We start from the raw sequence: 20,698 nt of genomic DNA, 5'->3' as shown, positions 1-20,698 counted from the left end.
ACGAACGGGCAGTATGCTGGTTTTTCTACACTTGTTATAAGGCTTGCTACAAAGATGAATGCTTAGAGATGTATTTATTGCTTCCCGGGAGTTTTTTAATCGTATTCCAAGCTTCAATTGCTTCCTTGCGACTTTTCCCTTGATTACTAGGGTCGCCAAAAAAGTCGTGAATAAATTGATTGTATTCAAATTGAGGTGCAATTTGTTTCTTGTACGATGGATCTTTCTTTCGTTCTTCCTCTTTATACCAAGCTTCTACAGCATCTCGATACGTTTTTCCGATATTGTTTTTGAAATAGTTTTGGATATAAGTAGAAAAATGAAAGTCAGAGATAACGGTTTTGAAAAAAGCTCTTACTTGTTGACTGCAACGATGATTTTCTGAAATAACTGTATCAAGACTCAATTCAATCTGTAGCGCTGCTCTGTTCCCTTTTGCTTTTCGAATTGGTTTTTTTATCTCTCCTGTACGAAGGAAAGTCTCAATTCTGTTAGAAATCTCTATTTTGGAACCTGAAGCACTTATTCCGTTTCCTCTGCAAAATATTTGGAGTTCTTCTTTTAACCAATAGAAATCTTTAAAACTTTGGATACTCATGTCTGTTGTTAAATTAGGCCTCAACAATATCGCCTCCATGTTTGATACCTAATTTCATTATAGAACTCTTGTTCCGAACCATCAATAAACATCACGCAATCTTAAATTCAAGGAGTACAAGTTACTATAAGTACCTTTCACTTGGAAGTCGCCTGCTTTACAAGAATATCCTAATAGGTAGAGTACCTATCACTTTTAAGCTGTGAACAGGTACTTTATATTATAATTCGATTTCTTTCTGCAGGCGATTTAATTCCGCGTTCAATTCATCCATCATCATTTCCATCGCTTCTTTTTTCGGGTGATCTTCAGACAAGTAAATGGGTTCGCCGTAAATAATTTTTGCTTTTTTTCTTTTAAATAGTTCCGTGAAATTATTTGGTCCTGTATAAGCAACAGGAACAATCGGAGCTTTCGAATGTGTCGCTATCGTTACTGCCCCTCTTTTTAACGGCGCTTCTTCACTTGTTCTGGTTCCACTAGGGAAAATCCCAACTACTTTGTTATCCTTTAGTAATTTTCGCGGTGTTTTTATCGAACTTGGGCCAGGGTTTTCACGATCAACCGGAAAGGCGTGTAAGTTTTCCATTAGCCATTTTGTAAAACCTGTTTGGAATAACTCCTTCTTTGCCATATAATATATCTTGGTGGGTAATACCGATACGCCTAACCACAATATATCAACCCATCCTGTATGGGTGCATGCTATAATATATCCTCCGGATTGAGGTAAGTTTTCTTTTTGATATACCTTGATTCTGCCAAATAAACTTAAAATGAACTTTAATAAATAAGCTGCAAAATAATACATGGCTTATTCCTCTTTTCTATAATAATAGTATATATCTATTTTAGCATATAGTATTAGTAACTGGTACTAATTTTTATGTGAATGCTGATTGTTATTTTACATTATAGCTTGAAAATAGCAATCCATAAAAAATTCCTCCCAATTCTATTTTGGAAGGAACTCTTATCTTTTATACCGCTTGATCCTCTACTGTCTTTTGTTCTTTACTCCTTGGTTTAAACAATCGACCGAAACCATTTCCTATTGCATTGAATGTACGGTAAACTGCTGGAACTAAAAACAATGTAATCAATGTTGCAAACATCAGTCCAGAAATAACTGCTGTCGCCATTGTTGCTTGATAATTCCCAGTTGTTCCGGTTGCTAATGCAAGTGGCAGCATACCACCAACCGTTGTAAAAGTCGTCATAAAAATTGGCCGAATACGATCTTTACCCGCCCTGACTACTGCATCATTCACAGGAATACCTTCTCTGCGCAATTGGTTTGTTCGGTCAATAAGTAGAATCGCATTATTTAATACAATCCCAATAAGCATGATAATCCCCATACCTGACAGGATACTTAGCTCCCGCTGTGTGGCGAATAAACCTAAAACAACCCCGACAAAGGCCATTGTAATAACCGACATTACAATAATTGGATGTGCTAAATGGTTAAATTGCACGGCCATTACTAGGTATACGAGGAAAATAGAGATAACGAAGATAAGAATCATATCGGTTAGGAGCTCCTGTTGTGTGGACTTAAGACTTATTGAATAAGATAGAATCATACGGACAGTTATACCAGGAAAAAGTAAAAGAAGTGTAACACTTGGAAAATGTCACACTTCTTTACAGAATAATTATTGTATTTTTTCTTGAGTGATAGTTGGCTTTTTAATATTGCCTTCATTTTTATCACTACGGTACTGTTTTTGACTGCTATATAAAATAACTAAGTATTATATTTTTTCAATTATGAAACACTTGTAGTATAGTAATAGAAAAATATTCAAGGATTGGAGCGTATTTCACATGGCAACAATTGAGGACTTTCAAAAATTAAATATTCGAATTGGTACCATCATCCATGCTGAGCTTTTTAAAGAAGCCCGGAAACCTGCAATAAAGCTAGAAATTGATTTTGGAGCAGAAATCGGCAAAAAAAATTCATCCGCTCAAATCACAGAACGGTATACTCCCGAACAATTAATCGGCCGACAAGTCGTTGCAGTCGTGAACTTTCCACCAATGCGTATTGCTGGGTATAAATCAGAAGTATTGGTACTTGGAGGTGTTGCAGGTGAAAATGACGTTATCCTGCTTGCGCCAGATGAAGTCGTGGAAAATGGTACGCCGATTGGGTAAGGATTATTCTCCCCTCTGTTGACTTCGAGGGGAAGTTAACCCAAGCAAATTACATCTCATCCGGAGCTTTCACTCCAAGCAATCGCAATCCTTCTTTTAAAACAATGGTTGTCGCTTTTACCAATCCAAGTCGACTTTCTAGTTCCTCATCCTCAGATAAAATTTTAATATTCCCATAGTATTTATTAAATTCCTGCGATAGATCAATAAGGTATTTGGCAATTTGGGAAGGCGCCTGGTAATTAAAGCTTCGCTCAATGGCTGCCGGAAACTCCATTAACAATTTCACAACAGACCAGCTATAGCTATCATTTAAGCCTTTCGTTGCTGTATCCTCATATTCGGCTTTTCTCAAGATGGAACAGGCTCTTGCATGTGTGTATTGTACATAAGGTCCAGTTGCTCCTTCAAATTTCAGCATATCTTCCAATGAGAACTCAATATTATTTTGTCTGTCATTCTTTAAATCATGGAAAATAATCGCCCCAACTCCCACCACTTCTGCTATATCTGCTTTATTTTGTAAGCTTGGGTTTTTCTCAGCAATAATCTGTTCTGCGAGTCGAATCGCCTCTTGAATAACTTCTTCTAATAAAACGACCTTCCCTTTTCGCGTAGACATCTTTTTTCCATCTTTCAGGATAAAACCAAATGGAATATGTGTTAATTGCTTTGCCCAATCGTATCCAAGCTTTTGGAGCACTAAGAAAATTTGCTCAAAATGCAAGCTTTGCTCGTGACCAACAACATAATATGATCTTTCAAATTCATAGGTTTCCTGTCTATAAACAGCAGCGGTTAAATCTCTCGTCGCATAGAGGGTTGCACCATCTGACTTCTTGATTAAACAAGGCGCTAAGTCATGTTCAGCTAAGTCTACCACTTCTGCTCCATCGGATACTTGCAGCAGGTCACTTTCCTCCAGACGGCTGACGATTCGCTCCATTTTATCATTATAAAACGCTTCCCCATGGTAGGAATCGAAATGAACTCCTAATAAATTATAAATTTTCCCGAACTCTTGGAGAGATTCATCTCGGAACCACGTCCAAAGGGAAAGAGCCTCTTCATTACCATCCTCCAACTTTTTGAACCAAGCTCTTGCATCGTCTTCTAACCTTGAGTCGTTTTCCGCTTCAGCATGAAACTGTACGTACAGCTTTAGCAGTTCTTGAATTGGCTCCTCTTTTACACGCGCCTCATTGCCCCATAATTTATATGCCACGATGAGCTTTCCGAATTGTGTGCCCCAATCACCAAGATGATTAATTCGAATCGCTTGATAGCCACATTTCTCAACAATATTTGCAAGTGAATTACCAATTACGGTTGAACGTAAGTGCCCCATTGAAAAGGGCTTTGCAATGTTTGGAGATGAAAAATCAATTGTAATATTTTTCTTTTCAGCATAATTTATCGAACCATATGCCGAACCATCCTTAAGGATGGATGTTAAGGCATGTTTACTAACCATTCTTTTATTTAAAAAGGCATTGACATACGGACCATCCGCGACAACCTTCTCCAAGATTGGATGGTCTATTTTTTCTGCTAACTCTTGCGCAATTATGTTTGGAGCCTTTCTCAATTCCTTAGCAAGTGTAAAACATGGAAATGCTAAATCACCTTGCTCCTCAAACTTCGGCTTTTCGATTAGATTCATAACTTCTCCCAGCTTTAGCAGACCGTTTAAATGTACGGTCATTTCCACTGCATATGCTTTTACGGCATCCATTATTTTCAGCCTCCTTTTCATCAGTAAACACAAAAAAATCCCGCCTCTATATAGAGACGAGATTACCCGCGGTACCACTCTTATTGTTCATCAAAACCAACTCATAAATGGATAACGGCCATTACCCGACTACACCCTACTCTGTTGCATTTCGGGCTGTTTCTCAGAAGTCCGCTTCATTAGGATAGAACGATTGGGCTCACACCATCCCCCAACTCGCTTGCGTTACCATCATAACTACTCTCTTCATCATCGAATTCAATATAATTTTCGTTAGTATATATGAATTCCAACTAAAAATCAACATCTATTTATTTTTTCATAAACATTTGTGTCCAGTAGTGACCGGACTTCACATAACCGACACCAATATGCGTATAATCTTTACTTAAGATGTTCGCTCTGTGACCTGAACTGTTCATCCAAGCATTAACAACTTGCTGTGCAGTGCTTTGACCTTTTGCAATGTTTTCACCAGCTGATTTGTAGTTGATTCCATAGTTTTTCATCATCGTAAACGGTGATCCGTATGTAGGACTTGTATGACTGAAATATCCTTTGTCTTTCATATCTTGCGACTTATGCTTTGCAACTCTAGCAAGCTCCCAATCATATTTCAATGCAGGTAGTCCAGCCTTTGCTCTTTCCGCATTTACGAGCTTGATCACTTCTTGTTCCACTAGATCGTCACTATTTGTTGGAATCCGCAAGCTTTGTCCTGGATATATAAGATTTGGATTTTTTAATTGTGCATTCGCTTTGATAATCTCACTCACTCCTGTTTGAGTTTTCAGAGCGATTTTCCACATTGTATCACCAGGAACTACGGTATAAGAACTAGCTGCAAACGCAGCAGTTGGTACTAGTAATGATATTGAAATAACTAACGCAAAAATGAATGTGCTAATCTTTTTGAACATAATTTATATCCTCCTTATTTCTATGTTAATAGGATATATAGTTTCATAGAAAAAATCATTATAAAAAAATTGGATGTATTTTTACAGAATGATTACGTAAAGATTACGCATTAATATCAAACGCTCTTGAAACACCTTTTTAGTAAACCCGGCATTCGTGAAAGTGATTCTTAGAAAATGCATTTTGCTTTCTCATAACCTCTTATACTCTTAAATGCAAGCCTTAGGCACTTATGCAGATAGAAAAAGTTTTATACTTTCTTACCTGCCAAAAAAATCGCGTTTAAATTAGCTGAAAATCTAATTTAAACGCGATTACACAATCTCTATTTTTCTACTGTAATACTACCGTTATCGGTTGTTAGCTTAATAAGATTATCTCCATTCCCTACAACTGTATCCCAATTAGAATTACCAAAGATTTTTACACTTCCATTATCTACCTTCACATCAAAAATGGCATTTGTCGGTTCATTTTCCGCTTGGATATTTATTTGCCCATTATTGGTGCTAAAATCAATCGGACGATCTAAGTGTTCCGTAATTAGAGTAATTTTCCCGTTGCTTGTTCTTCCTGTAAGCTCTCCATCTACATTTTCTAAGTGTATTTGTCCGTTATCTGCTTCACTCGTAACATGTGTACTTTGAATATCTTGCAGTTCAATCCGACCATTGTTCGTTGTTACGTGCAATTCCTTTACATCTAATTCACTCGCATTCGCGCGCCCATTGTTCGATGATATACGGATGTCATTGGCTTCCAAACCATTAGCATCGACACGTCCATTATCTGTTTCGACTTGAATGGAATTATATGTTTTTTCCGGAACATAAACTGTCAATTTTGGAGATTGAATTGAAAAATCAAAGTTAAAAAATTTATACCATCTTTCTTTCACATTAACAGCAAGCGTATCCTCTTTTACATCTGCTTTAACTTCATACTTCTGATTGTTTTCACTGTTTCCAATAAATTCAACCGTTGTAAATTCGTCACTTGTCGGTAAAACTTCTACTACAGCATTATTTGTCTGAATAACAATGTCATCATAATTCTCTTCATGTAATTCAGTTGTTTCTGGGACAGTCGTTTCAGCAATGGATCCAACTGTGAAGATTGTTCCGATGATACCAACTAACAGCAAGACTAGTGCAGTTACAGCTATTTTTTTTACATTAAGCATCTTTCATTCCTCCTTTAACAATGCGCATATTAAATTTCAAGTACCGAACAAATCCGTTTGTCACTGCACGAGTTGCAAAATACATTCCAACACCAATGAACAATCCAAGACCTGTCAATCCAACGGAGAAAAATAAATCAAAAAACTGGAATGCCTCTGGATACATTACCGTATTTATCATGACAAGTAATGGAGAACCAATAAAAGCAACGGTGACCGCCCAACCGGAGACTATCAGTGCTGCCAATGCAATAAATGGCCCCAGCACAATGACCAAATTGAAAAATCCTAACCCGATCAAAGCCCAAACTGCACGAAATATATTCGCTGTCGTCGCAGTTTCTTCTACCTTTTCCACATGGTAGGTCGCTACTAAATCTTTCGCAATTTGCTGTGGCGAACCTAGCGAATCTGCAATTTGTTCTTCCGTTTTTCCTTCCTCAAATCCCATTGCAAAATGTTCCTCAAAGTCTTGCAAAATATCCTCTCTCTCTTGAGCAGGAAGCTTTTTTAAAGGGGCATTTAATTTCGCAAAAAATTGTTCTTTATTCATCCAAATCACCTTCTTTAATTAATTGATTTACTCCGTTCGTAAACTCTCTCCATTCCTGGAGTAACTCTTGGTAATATATTCTTCCATTATCCGTTAGCTTATAATATTTACGCGGTGGCCCCTCTGTTGATTCCTTTAGATATGTTGTAAAATAGCCTTCCTTCGTTAATCTTCTTAGAAGGGGATACACAGTCCCTTCAGAGATATCAATCTGATCCGAAATTTTTTGCACAAGCTCATACCCATAACGATCTTTTTTATCAAGCAAAACTAAAACACACAGCTCTAATACACCTTTTTTAAATTGGACGTTCATTGATTACATGACACCTCATCTCTCTAACTAGTACTATTCATTATATAGTACTGACTTATAACAAGTACCTCTACAGAAAAATATACCACACGGTACTGTACATTGCAAGGTACTGTTTTATAAATTTACATTACAGAAAAAAGACTTCCAGCTCTTAAACTAGAAGCCTTATCTTATTATGCATTCAAAATTAAAAGTATCTCTGGTCTCTTCACTGTTGGTACTTTACTTTTAACCCTTTAAAAGTGTTCTCCATTTCGGGAAAGTACCTGATGATATTTTCATGAATAAATTACTATACCTAAAGTTCTAAGAACAAACTTATGCCAAATTCAGCGTCTTGCTTCCGATCTACTTTGAACGTTCAGCAATTTTATTGTGAACTTCAGGAATTTAACTTAGAACTTCAACATTTCCTGTCTTAACTGCAGCAATGCTCTAAATCGATCACTAAATTTAGACTACCCTTGAATATCCCTGCGATTATAACCAACAAACCCAATCACAGTTAACACTATCGCAATACCAACTAAAATCAAAACCCGCATAAAATCCATATCTTCTGTTGGGATTTGTGGTGTATGATGAAAGGCTGAAAGATTATTTAGCCATTCTGGAAAATCGAGAATATCGCCAAGATAAATCACCACAAAACCAAAAATAACATAAAGCCATGTGAAACTCGCTGCCTTTGGTGCAATACCGATAAAGAAGACTGCCAGACCTATTAAAATCCACATTGCTGGCAAATAGACAAGTGCTGAAGCAAACGTTGTATCAAATGCTAACGCATCATCAACAACCATCACGCCAACAGACCAGAGCCCTGTCGCAACAAGCGCCTGCATGACAAAGCTTGCAATCATACTAAGGCATACATAGCTTCCCAGTACACGCGAACGTGAAACAGCACGACTATAATAATTTTCTGTCAGATGCTTATTTTCCTCACTTTTCAACTTCAACACCGTCATCACAACTGGAACCGTACTAATCAATGCCATAATTGCCATAAGCAGGACAATAAACTGTTCCATCATGGAATTATCTCCCTCAGCTAAAAAGGCTTGAACAAACTCATTATCGGAAAAATATACTTCTAAATCCCCTAAAATTGCTCCGAATGAGGCACTAAGCAAAAATATACCAATTGCCCAAGCAATCAGGTTTGTTCGCTGCAGTCTAAAAGCAAGCCCCATTGTTGTTTGTAAAAAGACGGATGCACTCCTCTTACCTGCTCGTTCTGGAATAAATCCTGATTCCAAATCACGAATCGCATTCAAATAAAAGGCTACAAGCCCTAACACTACCGCAACAGCTAGCATGACATAAACTGGCCACCAATGGTTTTCTACAAATACTTCCGTCCTTACTGTCCAGCCGAGTGGTGATACGAGTGAAAGTGCCTCACTGCTGACATCTCCACTTGCCCGGACGAGATATGCCGCTATTAAAGTTCCAAATGAAAGCATCGTGGAACCTCTTGATGTTTCCGCAAGCTGGGCGAATAATGCGGTAAAGCCTGCAAAAACAAGTCCTGTCGCTCCTAGAGTCGCTCCATACAAGTAGGCCCCTTGTACAGCCATGCCGTCGATATCCAACAAAAGGATGCCCGTTCCAATCAAAACGGCTACTAGCACATTCGTTACTACTGCAACAATCGCCGCTCCGTTCAAGTACGCTAAACGACCAACTGGCAAGGAACGAATCAGTTCTACACGACCATCTTCTTCGTCTGCTCGTGTACTCCGTCCGACGAGTAAAATATTCATTATTGCAACTGCAATCGTCGTAAAAAGCAACATTTCATGCGCAAATAAAGATCCAATGGTTGCATAATCTTCATAACCAACTCCAAGCATTGCGATCATCGCCGGATTTTCCATCGTTAAAACAAAAGCAGCACGCGATTGTTCGTCTGGGTAGATATCGGGATACGCCACAGCTGTTGCGAGTGTTACTGCAATTAATCCAACTAGCCATAGGAGTAGCTTGAAGCGATTTTGCCGCACCATTAATTTCGTCAAATAACCTGTTCCGGTAAAAAGCTTTTGCGACATTACCTGAGCCCTCCCATTTCAGAAGAAACACGTTCCCCTCCTTGATAATGACGCATAAATAAATCCTCTAACGTTGGAGGTGCACTTTCCAATTTAACGATTCCAAATTGACTAATATGGCGGATTATGGCATCCATCTCTTCTGTATCAACTTGGAAGGATAGATTGTGCCCCTCTTTTTCCAAGTTATGAATACCTGTGAATTCCTCCAGATTTGTAATCAGTTCTTTCGTTTGAATTGTTAAATTTGTCCGAGTGAGATGTCGCAATTCATCTAATGTCCCTCGTTCTATAATTTTGCCTTCTCGAATAATCCCAACTCGATCACATAACCTTTCTACCTCTGATAAAATATGACTTGAAAGCAGCACACTTTTCCCCGCATCTTTCGCTTCCTGCACACATTCTTGAAATATCCGCTCCATTAATGGATCGAGCCCTGATGTTGGCTCATCTAAAATATACAAATCCGCATTCGATGCAAAAGCAGCAATTAATGCAACTTTCTGCCTGTTCCCTTTCGAATAAGTTCGACTTTTTTTCGTTGGATCAAATTTAAACCGTTCCATCAATGCCTCTTTTTTACCTTGATTTTTAGCACCTCGCATTTTCATAAACAGATCAATTACTTCACCACCTGTTAAATTGGGCCATAGATTCACATCTCCAGGAACGTATGCAATTTTTTTATGCAGTTCAACAGCATCTTTCCATACGTCTTTTCCAAAAATATGTGCTTCCCCTGCAGTTGCCTTTAACATTCCGAGTAAAATCCGGATTGTCGTTGATTTCCCTGCACCATTTGGTCCTATAAACCCATATACCTCACCTTTATTTAATTCCAAATCTACTCCATCCAAAGCAGTAAATTTCCCAAATCGCTTCGTTAAGCCTGTCGCTTTTAAAATTGGCATATTTCATTCTCCTCTTTTAGTTATGAAATATTTTAACTTATATAGTTCATAATATACAAAACAAATGCTTTATGCAACCAATTTATGAAAGATGTTTATTGTTTTATTACATATTTTTTATTAAACTACATATGAGGTGAACAATATGGACGGATTTGAACGTCGCAGGGAATTAAAGAAAAAGGACATTTTAGAAGCCGCACTTGAATTATTTATGAAATATGGTGTTCAGAAGGTTTCGATAGCAGAGATTGCGAAAGAGGCAAACGTGTCACAGGTTACAATATATAATTATTTTGACAGCAAAAATAATTTAATCCATCTCGTTTTTAAATTTTATGTTGATCAGATCTGGGATGAAATGAAAGTATTGCTTGCAAGTAATCTTCCCTATGAAGATAAAATAAAACAGATGATTTCCTTTGAAAAAAACATGGCCAACCATTCGATGAATAATAAATTTTTTCAAGATCTCCTAAAGGATTATGCAACAGGGCAAAGCTATGTGGAGGAGGTTTATCTAAAGGAAGGCTTGCCATTACTCATTGAGTTTGTAAACGATGGAAAGAATCAAGGATTTATTGATCCATCGTTATCAAATGAAGCCATATTATTTTATTTACAAATGTTTCAGGAATATATGCAGCGTGATGATGTTGTTCATACATTACTTCCTTTATCAGAGGATCTTACAAAGCTATTCTTTTATGGGATTGTTGGCAAGAAGGAAAAACAATCGTAAAAGACACAGAACAAAAGCTCAAGGCATGCACCTTGAGCTTTTAAAATTCAATAAGAAATGGTTGGATGTTTTCATCCAAACAATATTCAATCCGTTGTCTGAAGTTATCCCAAGTCACCTTATCTAGAGCTTGTTCTATTGGGAAGAATCCTACTTCCAGGCTTTCTGGAGAGGTCGTTAACTTGCCTCCGATTGGCTTAGCTAAAAAAAGTGTATTGCAAATTGACTTTGTTACATTTTGAAAAATCCCACAGAACTTTATTATTTCTATTTCAATTCCGGATTCTTCCTTTGTTTCTCGAATTGCAGCCTCTCTTACAGGCTCCCCTTCCTCAACTTGTCCACCAGGCATTTCCCAGCCTCTTCTAGGTCCTTTAATTAATAAAATTTCACGTTGATCGTTTATTACTATTGTTGCTGCTGAAACAATATGCTTTGGTGGTGTATAAATCGGATACTGTGTCTGCTCCATAACCCTTCCCCCATCTTCCATTATTACTATTTTATATAACATGAACTCCACTTATCTAATAATCCAACGGGCCACCCGACTCTAAAACCCGCATTCGATACGCATTCATCGCCGTTTCTGCAAGCTGATCCATTAAATTATAGTTGGCATAGGCACCGACAATTGCCCCAAAGCCGGGAATTAATTGGAACATCTTGATTAAGTCAATATGATCCCGGTATTCTTGTTGGAATACGCGCCAGTCCATGTCGACAAGCTTATCCTTTTGATTCTCCCAGTTCTCCACAATAAACAATGTCTCTCTTCGCTTGTCTTCACTAGAGAACGCAAGCTGAAAAATATGAAGAAGAAATAAACGTTCTTCATACTTGCTCGTGTCAAACCCATAAACTGCTGCTGCTTCAAAAAGGAATTTCATTTTAATGGTCAACAGCAATGGAAAATCCGCAGCTCCAAGCAAAATGCCGCCAGCTCCGGTTCCCGCACCTTCTATTACTGCTGTTTTGCGATACGAGGTATGTTTTTCTCTTAGCAGCTCGTCCCGTTCAGCAAGACCGCCAGTTATTGCGAGCTGTTTTTTCGTCGTCCAATTTGAGCCGACCAACGTTGCCTTAACCATATGTTTAATACTATCTGTAACAATCCCATGTACTTTCTCTGGAATCCAACTATTTATTTTATTTTGTGCCTGTTTAGATAACTTATTGAACATCCCAGACCGCTTCATAATCTTTAATCGCCAAGCCTGGACCTCTTCATATGCTTTCATTTCATAATCTTTCATTATTAAATCATCCTCTTGCATTATTATATGTAGTTATACGTTATGCAGAAGGAAATAGTTCCATTTATCATAATCATTCTTATTAAGCTGAAAAACACTTTTCTAAATCCAAATAACTCTATTGATAGAAAAAACGGCTAAGCCAATTTGACCTAACCGTTTGATTGTTTAAAAAGCTATTCGTTATTTGCGCCTTATACTCCATGGAGTTCCAAGCTTTGGCAATGCCCAGCGATCAACACCATACCAGCCAGCAACCTTCCATGCTAACACCAATAGCATTGCAATTAGGAGCATTACTGGATTTGAGCTAACTGTACCTGCAAGTAAAAATGAAATATTCATAAGTGCACCAAAAAAAGCAGCAATTCCAGTTAAGAAACCGACAATTAATCCAATTCCAACTAACAATTCTCCCCAAGCAACGATGTAAGAAAATATGCTTGCATTCGGAATGATAACCGAATCCAAGAACCAAGCATACCACCCCGCTACTCCACCTTCTTCAGCAAGTGACATTACACCCGTCATGTAGCCTTCAAGGGCAACTCCGGCATTAGATCCAGTCCAAGCATCGTCCGTTACTTTACCAAATCCAGAAGTAACCCATGTATAGCCAATATAAACACGTAATATTAGCCAAATCCAAGCGGACTTTGTATTGGAAAATAACCACCTAGATAATGGATTTTCTTCAATAAATACTTCTTTTCCATACTTAGAATCTCGTAATTCTACCATTTTATCTCCTCCTAAATATTTGTCTTACTATTCCTATAATATCCCCATTTTTCGACATATGAAACATTATGACCAACTACTTTCGAAAACTTTATACTTGTCCATTTACTTAAAAATACTGTATAAGCATCGTATGAATTCAGTTAAAGAAAAAAGGCAAAGTAAATGACATCTATTACAGAGTTTGCATATACTAATCGATACAATCCAATTTCACAAGGAAGTGAAAAGTATTAAATAAATATAATCCAAGGAAATAAAATTGAAGCTAGAGCCTTTTTTAATTATACTAAATGAGAGTGAAAGGAGATTTTACAATGGGACAAATAAACCTAGAATCAAAAGCTTTTTCTATTTTAAAAGATAAAATTGAATTAATACGATCTGAGGATCGAGCTATATATTTAGTAGGACCAATCCAGCTTCCGGTGAATTTATATGGAGAGACTGTTGTCTTTCAGTGGTACTGTTGGTTGAATTGCGAGGAAATTACGGAGGATTACCAAAAGATAATAGATAAACTATCTACCGCAAACCTGGCAGAATTTCAGCAATCCAGCGTCCTCGTTTATGGAGACTTTAAGAATGCAGACGATGCGCTAATCCGTATGCACTCCATTTGCCACACTGGGGATATTTTTGGCAGTAAGCGTTGCGACTGCGGCTTCCAATTAAAGGAATCCTTGAAGAAAATTAAAGAGCACGGGACTGGTGCATTATTCTATTTAGCGAATCATGAAGGAAGAGGTATTGGACTATTTAGCAAAGCAATGGCTTATGTGCTGCAGGAAAACGGCTATGATACAGTAGAAGCTAATGAACAGCTTGGATTCGTGAATGACTCAAGAAACTATGATGATGCTATTCGTGTTCTAAAAACTTTACGCACAAAACCAGTAACGTTAATTACAAATAATCCATTAAAGCTGGAAGCATTGGAGAATGCTGGCATGCATGTATCTGGGCGCACACCGCTTTGGGGAGATGTTTCGGAGTACAACGAAAAATACTTGCAAACGAAGATTACAAAATCCGGTCATCTCAAAGAAGAAAGGACTTGCTTGAATGACTAACGATGCATTTTATATGGATCTCGCTTTAAAAAATGCCCAAGCCATGAAAGGACAAACAGACCCCAACCCCCTTGTTGGTTCTGTCATCGTTAATGATAATCGTATCGTTGGTGTTGGAGCACATCTTAAGGCAGGCGAAGCCCATGCTGAAATAAACGCTTTGCGAATGGCTGGCGATAAGGCAAAGGGCGGTACTATTTATGTAACACTTGAACCTTGTTCCCATCATGGGAGAACTGGTCCATGTGCAGTCGCAATCGCTGAAGCTGGAATTAAAAAGGTTGTCATTGCAACACTCGATCCAAATCCGATTGTTGCCGGGAATGGTGTAAAAATTTTAGAAGATGCAGGGATCGAAGTAATTACCGGTGTGATGGAAGACGAAGCACGTAAGATGAATGAGGTTTTCAATAAATACATTGTGACGAGAAAACCATTTGTCACTTTAAAGGCCGGAATCACCTTAGACGGAAAAGTAGCTTCCCATATGTTTAGCAGCAAATGGATAACTTCTGAGGAATCAAGGCAGGATGTTCATCAGCTGCGAAGCGAAAATATGGCTATCCTTGTTGGTATTAATACCGTGCTCAAGGATGATCCTGCACTAACTGCACGAATTCAAAATGGCAGAAACCCCATTCGTGTCATTATGGATTCCAGCCTAAAAATTCCCCTGGAAGCTCAGGTTATTACGGACAAACAAGCAAAAACAATTATTTTTACTAGTCAGCGCTATGACAAAGAGAAACGGAAAATGTTAGAGGATTTAAATGTAATTGTTGCAGAAACAAGTGGCATCGAACATGTAAATCCACTTGAAGTTGTAACGAGGCTTGGTGAACAAGGGATCTCTTCTCTATTTATTGAGGGTGGCGGCAATATAAATGCCACGTTTCTGGAGAATAAGCTTGTCGACAAAGTTATCCTCTATTTTGCACCGAAGCTAATTGGTGGCAAAAATGCACCAACCTTTTTAGAAGGAACGGGTATCGATCAAATGACCGATGCCGTGAATTTAATTAATACCGACATTCAGCGGATTGGTCAGGATTTTAAATTTATCGGTTACCCGAACTACGATAATGAATAACTAAGGAATGATAAGGTGAAATTTGGTTTTGATATTGATGATACACTCATTAATTTACGGGAGCATGCCTTCCATCTCTATAATAAAAAATTGAAGCAAACGGTCGGCATCGATGTCTTTCAAAACATTTCAAGTGTAGAAATCCATGAAGCATTTGGACTATCGAACGACGAAGGAAAAGAAATGTGGAACAGCTCCTTGGAAGAAATCTATTATACATCATGCCCGATTTTCCCGGGTGCTGTAGAAGCATTACATACACTTACCCGGGCTGGTCACGAGGTTTACTATATTACCGCTAGACCAAAGGAACATGGCGAACGAACGAAAGCCTGGATGCAACAGCAAGGCTTCCCTGTTGATGATAGTCGATTTTTCTATGGTATGCAAGATGAAGAAAAGCTGGATATCATCAACCAGCTTGAACTAGATTATTATATAGATGATAAACCAGTCGTACTTGAAACATTGCGAAACAGCACTACCAAGGTCTATGTAAAAGACCAAAGCTATAACCGCCACTTGCAAGATATTCCAAGGGTAGTTGATTGGACAACTTTCGTAAAGAGCATACTGAATAAAAATGAGTGAGCAGGCTGCATTAAATTGTCTGCTCACTTATTTATAGTTATGGCGGTTGATTCAGGATTTTTTCACCTGCGATATATTGCATATTCCAAAATGAGGAATTTTCATGTATACTATTGATTAAAGCTTTTAAATTTCTTCTGGAGGGTGTGAACTGCATTGCCAATACCAACGAATCACTTAAAACCTGTTCGCTTATCTGCAAAGAAAAACGCATTCAACCAGCTTCAACAGTGGATTATTGACGGAACCTTACTTCCAGGTGAAAAATTAAATGACACGGAGCTTGCTAAAGCGTTAGGTGTCAGTAGGACGCCAATTCGCGAATCCTTGCAATTGCTGGAATTCCAAGGCTTTGTAAAAATGTATCCTGGTAAGGCAACACAGGTTACAGAGATAGAAAAGGAGTCCATTAATGACATTCTTCCACCTCTAGCTGCATTACAGGCATTATCTGCAGAGTTAGCTGTTACAAATTTGACTCAGGAAACGTTGGAATTACTTAAAAAGACAAATCAGCAATTTTCCGACGCGATTCAGTCAGAAAATTACTATTCTGCCTTGAAGGTTGACGAGCAATTTCACAAAATTATTGTTGATACAGCAGGCAATACATATATACAAGCAATACTTGATTCCTTACAAGCACATGTACGAAGGCTCTTTTTCCATAATTCCATTGTACTGACTAACAATTCGATTAATGACCACTGGAAAATTATTGAGTTAATGGAAAAGAGGGATACCGAAACTCTCTCTGCTGTCATGAATGAAAATTGGCTTCGTACACTGGATGCTTTTTAATTATACCAAACGATTTCAATCTGGCTTCATCGATACTCACAGCTATGGTGATTCGCTTTTGGTTTAATAATCAGACTCAATTGTAATACAAATTCGCACTTGATTCGGAGCATTCATTTACTTCAGGTGTGCACTTCTTTCTACTGCCTGCTCTGGCCATCTGTCCAAAACCAGCTCTACATACAAAAACCCGAATCCCATTTTAGGGGATTCGGGTTTTCATTTCATTATTAGACTTCCTGTGTTGATCCTACATTAACTACTTTAGCAATAATACCTGTAATAATAATAACAATCGCTGCGGGGAGCAACCAGCCCAGCCCTTGATTATAGAATGGCAGAACTGATTCATAAAAGTTTAATACCGGGTTCATCCAGCTGAAATTATCTATTCCTAGCGAATCACAAAGTGCCACTAAACCATCAAATATACTAATTAAGAATGTAACTGCAATCGCTGCTACATAAACCATACGAGCATGGTTAAATAGTGGAGATACAAATGTCAAAAGCATTAATACAATTGCCAATGGATATAGGAACATTAAAACCGGAATCGAGAAGGTAATAATATTCGCGAGCCCAAAGTTTGCAACAACAAATGTTAACACACTAAAGAAAACAACCAATACCTTATAGCTAAGCTTTGGAAATAATGTATTAAAATACTCTGCATTGGCTGTTATCAACCCGATTGCTGTTGTTAAACAAGCAAGGATGATCATGATTGCAAGCATAATAGATCCAAACGTTCCAAAATAATGTGATGCAGCACCACTCAATACTGGACCACCAGTATCAAATAAACCTAGTGTTTCTGTACTCGTAGCTCCTAGTATTGCAATTCCTACATAAATAATCCCAAGTAGCGTAATTGCAATAACCCCTGTTCTTGCTGTCGCAGAAAGAATTCCACTTTTTGAGGTAATACCCAATGCACGAATTGCGTTAATTACGATTATCCCGAACACAAGTGACGCTAAAGCATCCATTGTATTATAGCCTTCCAGGAAACCTGTCACAAATGCACCACCTTGATAGGCTTCTTGCGGGTTCTGCATCGCACCCATTGGATTGAATATAGCAACCAACAACAGAATAACAAGCAATACAACTAATGCTGGAGCCAATATTTTCCCTACATTGTTGACTATTTTCCCTGGATATAATGAGAATAAAAGTGCTACCGCGAAGAATAGAATCGTGAAAACAAGTAAACCTGTCTGTTGTGCACCTTCGCTAATAAATGGCGCGATTCCAACCTCATATGCCACCGTCCCTGTTCTTGGAGCTGCAAAGAATGGGCCAATCGTTAAATAGAGCAATGCCGTGAAGAAAATACCATACACAGGGTGAACTCTGCTAGATAATTCTTGAAGGTTCCTACTACCTGAAAAGCCCATTGCCAGAATCCCAAGTAACGGCAATCCAACACCTGTTACTAAGAATCCAATAATTGCTGGCCAAATGTTTGACCCTGCATATTGTCCTAACTGTGCTGGGAAAATTAAATTACCAGCCCCAAAAAATAATGCAAACAGCATAAAACCGATTGCTAGATATGATGAAAAGGTTATTTTATTATTCATCGAATGTTCCCCCTCGTCGCTAATTAAGCTCGTCTATTTAATTAAAATTTTCCGACAATTTACTCGAGCCATGTTCTATTGATTGATGTTGATAATCATACTATTTTCCTAACAAAAATGCAATATATTACAGAATATTTTTTGATATTTTTCAAAATATCCAAACAGATTAGCCACTATAGTTTTTTATACGACAATTTTTCATTGCTAGACAGAACCATTAAAAGATTATAGAATTTACTCAACAATTCATCTTATTAGTAAAGAAGGTCATATCAAATGGAATTTTCGAATCGTTTAAAAGGGTTGCCTGCGCAATTTTTTGCAACACTCGTTCAAAAAGTTACAGCAGCATATGCAGAAGGTCGCGATGTTATTAATCTAGGGCAGGGAAATCCCGATCAACCAACCCCTGCTCACATCGTTAAAGCATTGCAACAATCTGCCCAAGAGCCGATTACACATAAATATTCCCCATTCCGCGGAACAACCGAATTAAAACAGGCAGCAGCTGATTTCTATAAAAAAGAATACAACGTTGACTTGGATCCGGAAACAGAGGTTGCTATTTTATTTGGAACAAAAATTGGATTAGTAGAATTACCGCTTGCTTTAATGAATGACGGTGAATTGCTTTTGCTGCCTGACCCTGGCTATCCAGATTATCTATCAGGCGTCGGATTGGCAAATGTGCGTCATGAAACAATGCCATTACTACGAGAGAATAATTTTTTACCAGATTATGATAGTCTTAGTTCTAGCCATTTAGATAAAGCAAAACTTCTTTATTTAAATTATCCAAATAACCCTACAGGTGCAACTGCTTCGAAAGCCTTTTTTGAAAAAACGGTGAAGCTGGGCGAAGAGCACTCCATTGGAGTCGTACATGATTTTGCTTATGGAGCAATTGGTTTTGACGGGAATAAACCAATTAGCTTTTTGGAGGCAGAAGGTGCAAAGGATGTTGGAATTGAACTTTATACGCTTTCGAAAACGTATAATATGGCCGGCTGGCGTGTCGGATTTGCAGTAGGCAACAAGGAAATGATAGAGGCAATTAATCTATTACAGGATCATTTATTTGTTAGTATTTTCCCAGCTGTCCAGCATGCTGCAGCTGTCGCGTTATCAGATGACCAAGCATGTGTTGAAGCGTTAGTTGCACTTTACGAAGGTCGCAGAAATACATTAATAGCTGAATGTCAACGAATCGGCTGGGAAGTCGAGGCTCCAAAAGGATCCTTCTTTGCCTGGCTGCCAGTTCCGGATGGTTTTACAAGTGAAACATTCGCTGATTTTCTGCTAGAAAAAGCAGATGTGGCAGTAGCTGCCGGAAATGGTTTCGGATCATTTGGTGAGGGGTATATCCGAATTGGCTTGCTCGTTGAAGAGCAGCGTATCAAGGAAGCTATTCAGCGTATTGAAAAACTTAATATTTTCCCTAAATAACCAACTCATAAAAGGTGATCGTAAAGTTATAGCTCGATTAAGATCCCCTTTTATGGTTCATTCTTGTTCGGCCACTGAGGCTGGGACAAAAGTATTTTTATGAAATAAAAACCGAACATGATTGGTGCAAATAACTCGCTCTGGAAATATAATTCGCGCATCCAGTGGTGGCTGGTGATCCCCCCTTGCGCTATCGCACTACGGTGTCTCACCTATGCCTTACCTCCCGCTGGAGTCTACGTATAATTCCTGCGCTAAGCTTATGCATCGTTCGTCTTTAACATTAAACACTTTTGTATGTCCCAGCTTCAATTTTTCGATAGGTTATACGTCACGTTCTTTCCATGCTCTACAGGATAAAACTGATTCCCGCCTGTCTCTTCATCGTACTTTCGATTGAAGCTCATCCCTTCAATAGCCGTAAGTACAAGGTCTACTGTAATAACGGGGTTTTCCCCTTTTACAAGATGACCGCCGAAAACATTTCCTTCTTGATCACACATCGTACCGTGAAAGTGAATATCATAGTCACCATCACGCTGACATACAACCCCAGTCCCTTGTAAAAACTCAATTGGTCCTTGTCTTACCTGCAAATCTCCATAGCCAGCACCAACTTTTGATTCACTATTTGCTATTAAATATAAATAACCGGCTTTCTTAAAGCTGCCAAAACAGCTGCTGATTACAGCCGATTCAATATCATTTTCTTGACATAGCCGCTCAATTCCGGTTAGAAGATCCGTTTCTGCTAATAACCTAGCCGCAAGAACTGTTCCTGCTTTCCCTTTTGCAAAATGTGCACGACACAATGACACAATTCATCTCTCCCACTCACGAAACTGAAAATTCTAATTATCTCAATAATAAGGGGAGTCCCAAAAGAAATGCAAGAATAAATAAAATAAGTATTGACTGAATTA

22 protein-coding genes and 1 other annotated feature are annotated in these 20,698 nt (G+C 38.2%); of the genes, 7 read left to right on the top strand and 15 right to left on the bottom strand.

Annotation, left to right across the window (positions count from 1 at the left end):
• Window positions 1-46: 46 nt before the first annotated feature.
• The 3 genes from MHH64_RS04765 to MHH64_RS04755 form a co-directional block, all read right to left on the bottom strand.
• Window positions 47-622, bottom strand: a complete 576-nt coding sequence (locus tag MHH64_RS04765) for a DUF6434 domain-containing protein (protein ID WP_095312019.1) — start codon at window positions 620-622, stop codon at window positions 47-49.
• A gap of 196 nt (window positions 623-818) precedes the next feature.
• Window positions 819-1,409, bottom strand: coding sequence for a 1-acyl-sn-glycerol-3-phosphate acyltransferase (locus tag MHH64_RS04760; RefSeq protein WP_095312017.1), 591 nt, complete (start codon window positions 1,407-1,409; stop codon window positions 819-821).
• A gap of 169 nt (window positions 1,410-1,578) precedes the next feature.
• Window positions 1,579-2,184: an efflux RND transporter permease subunit gene (locus tag MHH64_RS04755; protein WP_340002770.1), complete on the bottom strand. Its 606-nt coding sequence runs from the start codon at window positions 2,182-2,184 to the stop codon at window positions 1,579-1,581.
• A gap of 244 nt (window positions 2,185-2,428) precedes the next feature.
• Between MHH64_RS04755 and csaA the strand changes: the two genes are divergently transcribed.
• On the top strand, window positions 2,429-2,761 hold the full coding sequence (gene csaA, locus MHH64_RS04750; protein ID WP_340002769.1) for a chaperone CsaA: 333 nt from the start codon (window positions 2,429-2,431) through the stop codon (window positions 2,759-2,761).
• Between the two features lie 49 nt (window positions 2,762-2,810).
• Here the strand turns inward: csaA and argS are convergent, their stop codons facing one another.
• From argS to MHH64_RS04715, 7 genes are all read right to left on the bottom strand, one after another.
• Window positions 2,811-4,466, bottom strand: a complete 1,656-nt coding sequence (gene argS / locus MHH64_RS04745; protein ID WP_340003256.1) for an arginine--tRNA ligase — start codon at window positions 4,464-4,466, stop codon at window positions 2,811-2,813.
• Window positions 4,467-4,545: 79 nt separating this feature from the next.
• Window positions 4,546-4,758: a binding site (T-box leader), on the bottom strand.
• A gap of 49 nt (window positions 4,759-4,807) precedes the next feature.
• Entirely contained in the window at window positions 4,808-5,416 is a 609-nt protein-coding gene (gene safA, locus MHH64_RS04740; RefSeq protein ID WP_095312009.1) for a SafA/ExsA family spore coat assembly protein, read from the bottom strand.
• A 326-nt stretch (window positions 5,417-5,742) separates the two neighbouring features.
• Complete coding sequence (locus tag MHH64_RS04735) at window positions 5,743-6,600, bottom strand: DUF4097 family beta strand repeat-containing protein (RefSeq protein WP_118889257.1); 858 nt, start codon at window positions 6,598-6,600, stop codon at window positions 5,743-5,745.
• Window positions 6,593-7,153 (bottom strand): DUF1700 domain-containing protein, encoded by a 561-nt coding sequence (locus MHH64_RS04730; protein WP_118889258.1) that lies wholly within the window; start codon window positions 7,151-7,153, stop codon window positions 6,593-6,595. The genes MHH64_RS04735 and MHH64_RS04730 overlap by 8 nt, the downstream gene beginning before the upstream one ends.
• Window positions 7,146-7,469 (bottom strand): PadR family transcriptional regulator, encoded by a 324-nt coding sequence (locus MHH64_RS04725; RefSeq protein WP_095312004.1) that lies wholly within the window; start codon window positions 7,467-7,469, stop codon window positions 7,146-7,148. Before MHH64_RS04725 ends, MHH64_RS04730 begins: the two co-directional genes overlap by 8 nt.
• 461 nt (window positions 7,470-7,930) lie before the next feature.
• Window positions 7,931-9,529, bottom strand: a complete 1,599-nt coding sequence (locus MHH64_RS04720) for an ABC transporter permease (protein ID WP_340002768.1) — start codon at window positions 9,527-9,529, stop codon at window positions 7,931-7,933.
• Window positions 9,529-10,443 carry an ABC transporter ATP-binding protein gene (locus MHH64_RS04715; RefSeq protein ID WP_340002767.1) on the bottom strand — a complete coding sequence of 305 codons (915 nt, stop codon included), beginning with the start codon at window positions 10,441-10,443 and terminating at the stop codon, window positions 9,529-9,531. The genes MHH64_RS04720 and MHH64_RS04715 overlap by 1 nt, the downstream gene beginning before the upstream one ends.
• Before the next feature lie 145 nt (window positions 10,444-10,588).
• Here MHH64_RS04715 and MHH64_RS04710 point away from each other — a divergent pair, with 145 nt between their 5' ends.
• Complete coding sequence (locus MHH64_RS04710) at window positions 10,589-11,185, top strand: TetR/AcrR family transcriptional regulator (RefSeq protein ID WP_303448268.1); 597 nt, start codon at window positions 10,589-10,591, stop codon at window positions 11,183-11,185.
• A gap of 40 nt (window positions 11,186-11,225) precedes the next feature.
• On the opposite strand, the gene MHH64_RS04705 is transcribed toward MHH64_RS04710, so the two are convergent.
• The 3 genes from MHH64_RS04705 to MHH64_RS04695 form a co-directional block, all read right to left on the bottom strand.
• Complete coding sequence (locus MHH64_RS04705) at window positions 11,226-11,657, bottom strand: NUDIX hydrolase (protein ID WP_118889261.1); 432 nt, start codon at window positions 11,655-11,657, stop codon at window positions 11,226-11,228.
• Window positions 11,658-11,712: 55 nt separating this feature from the next.
• Window positions 11,713-12,441, bottom strand: coding sequence for an EcsC family protein (locus MHH64_RS04700; protein WP_095311994.1), 729 nt, complete (start codon window positions 12,439-12,441; stop codon window positions 11,713-11,715).
• A gap of 183 nt (window positions 12,442-12,624) precedes the next feature.
• Window positions 12,625-13,182 (bottom strand): DoxX family protein, encoded by a 558-nt coding sequence (locus MHH64_RS04695; RefSeq protein ID WP_095311992.1) that lies wholly within the window; start codon window positions 13,180-13,182, stop codon window positions 12,625-12,627.
• Window positions 13,183-13,499: 317 nt separating this feature from the next.
• Between MHH64_RS04695 and MHH64_RS04690 the strand changes: the two genes are divergently transcribed.
• The 4 genes from MHH64_RS04690 to MHH64_RS04675 all read left to right on the top strand — a co-directional run bounded on the left by MHH64_RS04690 (window position 13,500) and on the right by MHH64_RS04675 (window position 16,737).
• A complete protein-coding gene (locus MHH64_RS04690) occupies window positions 13,500-14,255 on the top strand; it encodes a GTP cyclohydrolase II (protein WP_095311990.1) in 756 nt (251 codons plus the stop codon).
• A complete protein-coding gene (gene ribD / locus MHH64_RS04685; RefSeq protein ID WP_340002766.1) occupies window positions 14,248-15,345 on the top strand; it encodes a bifunctional diaminohydroxyphosphoribosylaminopyrimidine deaminase/5-amino-6-(5-phosphoribosylamino)uracil reductase RibD in 1,098 nt (365 codons plus the stop codon). Before MHH64_RS04690 ends, ribD begins: the two co-directional genes overlap by 8 nt.
• A gap of 15 nt (window positions 15,346-15,360) precedes the next feature.
• Window positions 15,361-15,936: an HAD family acid phosphatase gene (locus tag MHH64_RS04680; protein WP_340002765.1), complete on the top strand. Its 576-nt coding sequence runs from the start codon at window positions 15,361-15,363 to the stop codon at window positions 15,934-15,936.
• 156 nt (window positions 15,937-16,092) lie between these two features.
• Window positions 16,093-16,737 (top strand): GntR family transcriptional regulator, encoded by a 645-nt coding sequence (locus tag MHH64_RS04675; protein WP_340002764.1) that lies wholly within the window; start codon window positions 16,093-16,095, stop codon window positions 16,735-16,737.
• Between the two features lie 230 nt (window positions 16,738-16,967).
• Here MHH64_RS04675 and brnQ read toward each other — a convergent pair whose 3' ends face one another.
• The gene (gene brnQ, locus MHH64_RS04670) at window positions 16,968-18,326 is read right to left on the bottom strand and encodes a branched-chain amino acid transport system II carrier protein (protein ID WP_095311982.1); all 1,359 of its coding nucleotides are present in this window, start codon (window positions 18,324-18,326) and stop codon (window positions 16,968-16,970) included.
• Window positions 18,327-18,605: 279 nt separating this feature from the next.
• On the opposite strand from brnQ, the gene MHH64_RS04665 reads away from it, so the two are divergent.
• A complete protein-coding gene (locus MHH64_RS04665; protein ID WP_340002762.1) occupies window positions 18,606-19,775 on the top strand; it encodes a pyridoxal phosphate-dependent aminotransferase in 1,170 nt (389 codons plus the stop codon).
• A gap of 308 nt (window positions 19,776-20,083) precedes the next feature.
• Here the strand turns inward: MHH64_RS04665 and MHH64_RS04660 are convergent, their stop codons facing one another.
• The gene (locus MHH64_RS04660; protein ID WP_240033767.1) at window positions 20,084-20,593 is read right to left on the bottom strand and encodes a PPC domain-containing DNA-binding protein; all 510 of its coding nucleotides are present in this window, start codon (window positions 20,591-20,593) and stop codon (window positions 20,084-20,086) included.
• Between the last annotated feature and the right edge of the window lie 105 nt (window positions 20,594-20,698).

The organism is Oceanobacillus sp. FSL K6-0127 (genome assembly GCF_037983385.1).
Classification (GTDB): Bacteria; Bacillota; Bacilli; order Bacillales; family Amphibacillaceae; genus Oceanobacillus; species Oceanobacillus profundus.
This window is presented reverse-complemented; position numbering and strand designations above follow the sequence as displayed.

Excerpts from the sequence above, each read along its gene's own strand:
- argS (WP_340003256.1), bottom strand. The coding sequence starts at position 4,466 with ATGACCGTACATTTAAACGGTCTGCTAAAGCTGGGAGAAGTTATGAAT.
- brnQ (WP_095311982.1), bottom strand. The coding sequence starts at position 18,326 with ATGAATAATAAAATAACCTTTTCATCATATCTAGCAATCGGTTTTATG.
- MHH64_RS04695 (WP_095311992.1), bottom strand. The coding sequence starts at position 13,182 with ATGGTAGAATTACGAGATTCTAAGTATGGAAAAGAAGTATTTATTGAA.
- MHH64_RS04700 (WP_095311994.1), bottom strand. The coding sequence starts at position 12,441 with ATGAAAGATTATGAAATGAAAGCATATGAAGAGGTCCAGGCTTGGCGA.
- MHH64_RS04715 (WP_340002767.1), bottom strand. The coding sequence starts at position 10,443 with ATGCCAATTTTAAAAGCGACAGGCTTAACGAAGCGATTTGGGAAATTT.
- ribD (WP_340002766.1), top strand. The coding sequence starts at position 14,248 with ATGACTAACGATGCATTTTATATGGATCTCGCTTTAAAAAATGCCCAA.
- safA (WP_095312009.1), bottom strand. The coding sequence starts at position 5,416 with ATGTTCAAAAAGATTAGCACATTCATTTTTGCGTTAGTTATTTCAATA.
- MHH64_RS04760 (WP_095312017.1), bottom strand. The coding sequence starts at position 1,409 with ATGTATTATTTTGCAGCTTATTTATTAAAGTTCATTTTAAGTTTATTT.
- MHH64_RS04755 (WP_340002770.1), bottom strand. The coding sequence starts at position 2,184 with ATGATTCTATCTTATTCAATAAGTCTTAAGTCCACACAACAGGAGCTC.
- MHH64_RS04720 (WP_340002768.1), bottom strand. The coding sequence starts at position 9,529 with ATGTCGCAAAAGCTTTTTACCGGAACAGGTTATTTGACGAAATTAATG.
- MHH64_RS04710 (WP_303448268.1), top strand. The coding sequence starts at position 10,589 with ATGGACGGATTTGAACGTCGCAGGGAATTAAAGAAAAAGGACATTTTA.
- csaA (WP_340002769.1), top strand. The coding sequence starts at position 2,429 with ATGGCAACAATTGAGGACTTTCAAAAATTAAATATTCGAATTGGTACC.
- MHH64_RS04735 (WP_118889257.1), bottom strand. The coding sequence starts at position 6,600 with ATGCTTAATGTAAAAAAAATAGCTGTAACTGCACTAGTCTTGCTGTTA.
- MHH64_RS04705 (WP_118889261.1), bottom strand. The coding sequence starts at position 11,657 with ATGGAGCAGACACAGTATCCGATTTATACACCACCAAAGCATATTGTT.
- MHH64_RS04690 (WP_095311990.1), top strand. The coding sequence starts at position 13,500 with ATGGGACAAATAAACCTAGAATCAAAAGCTTTTTCTATTTTAAAAGAT.
- MHH64_RS04725 (WP_095312004.1), bottom strand. The coding sequence starts at position 7,469 with ATGAACGTCCAATTTAAAAAAGGTGTATTAGAGCTGTGTGTTTTAGTT.
- MHH64_RS04730 (WP_118889258.1), bottom strand. The coding sequence starts at position 7,153 with ATGAATAAAGAACAATTTTTTGCGAAATTAAATGCCCCTTTAAAAAAG.
- MHH64_RS04665 (WP_340002762.1), top strand. The coding sequence starts at position 18,606 with ATGGAATTTTCGAATCGTTTAAAAGGGTTGCCTGCGCAATTTTTTGCA.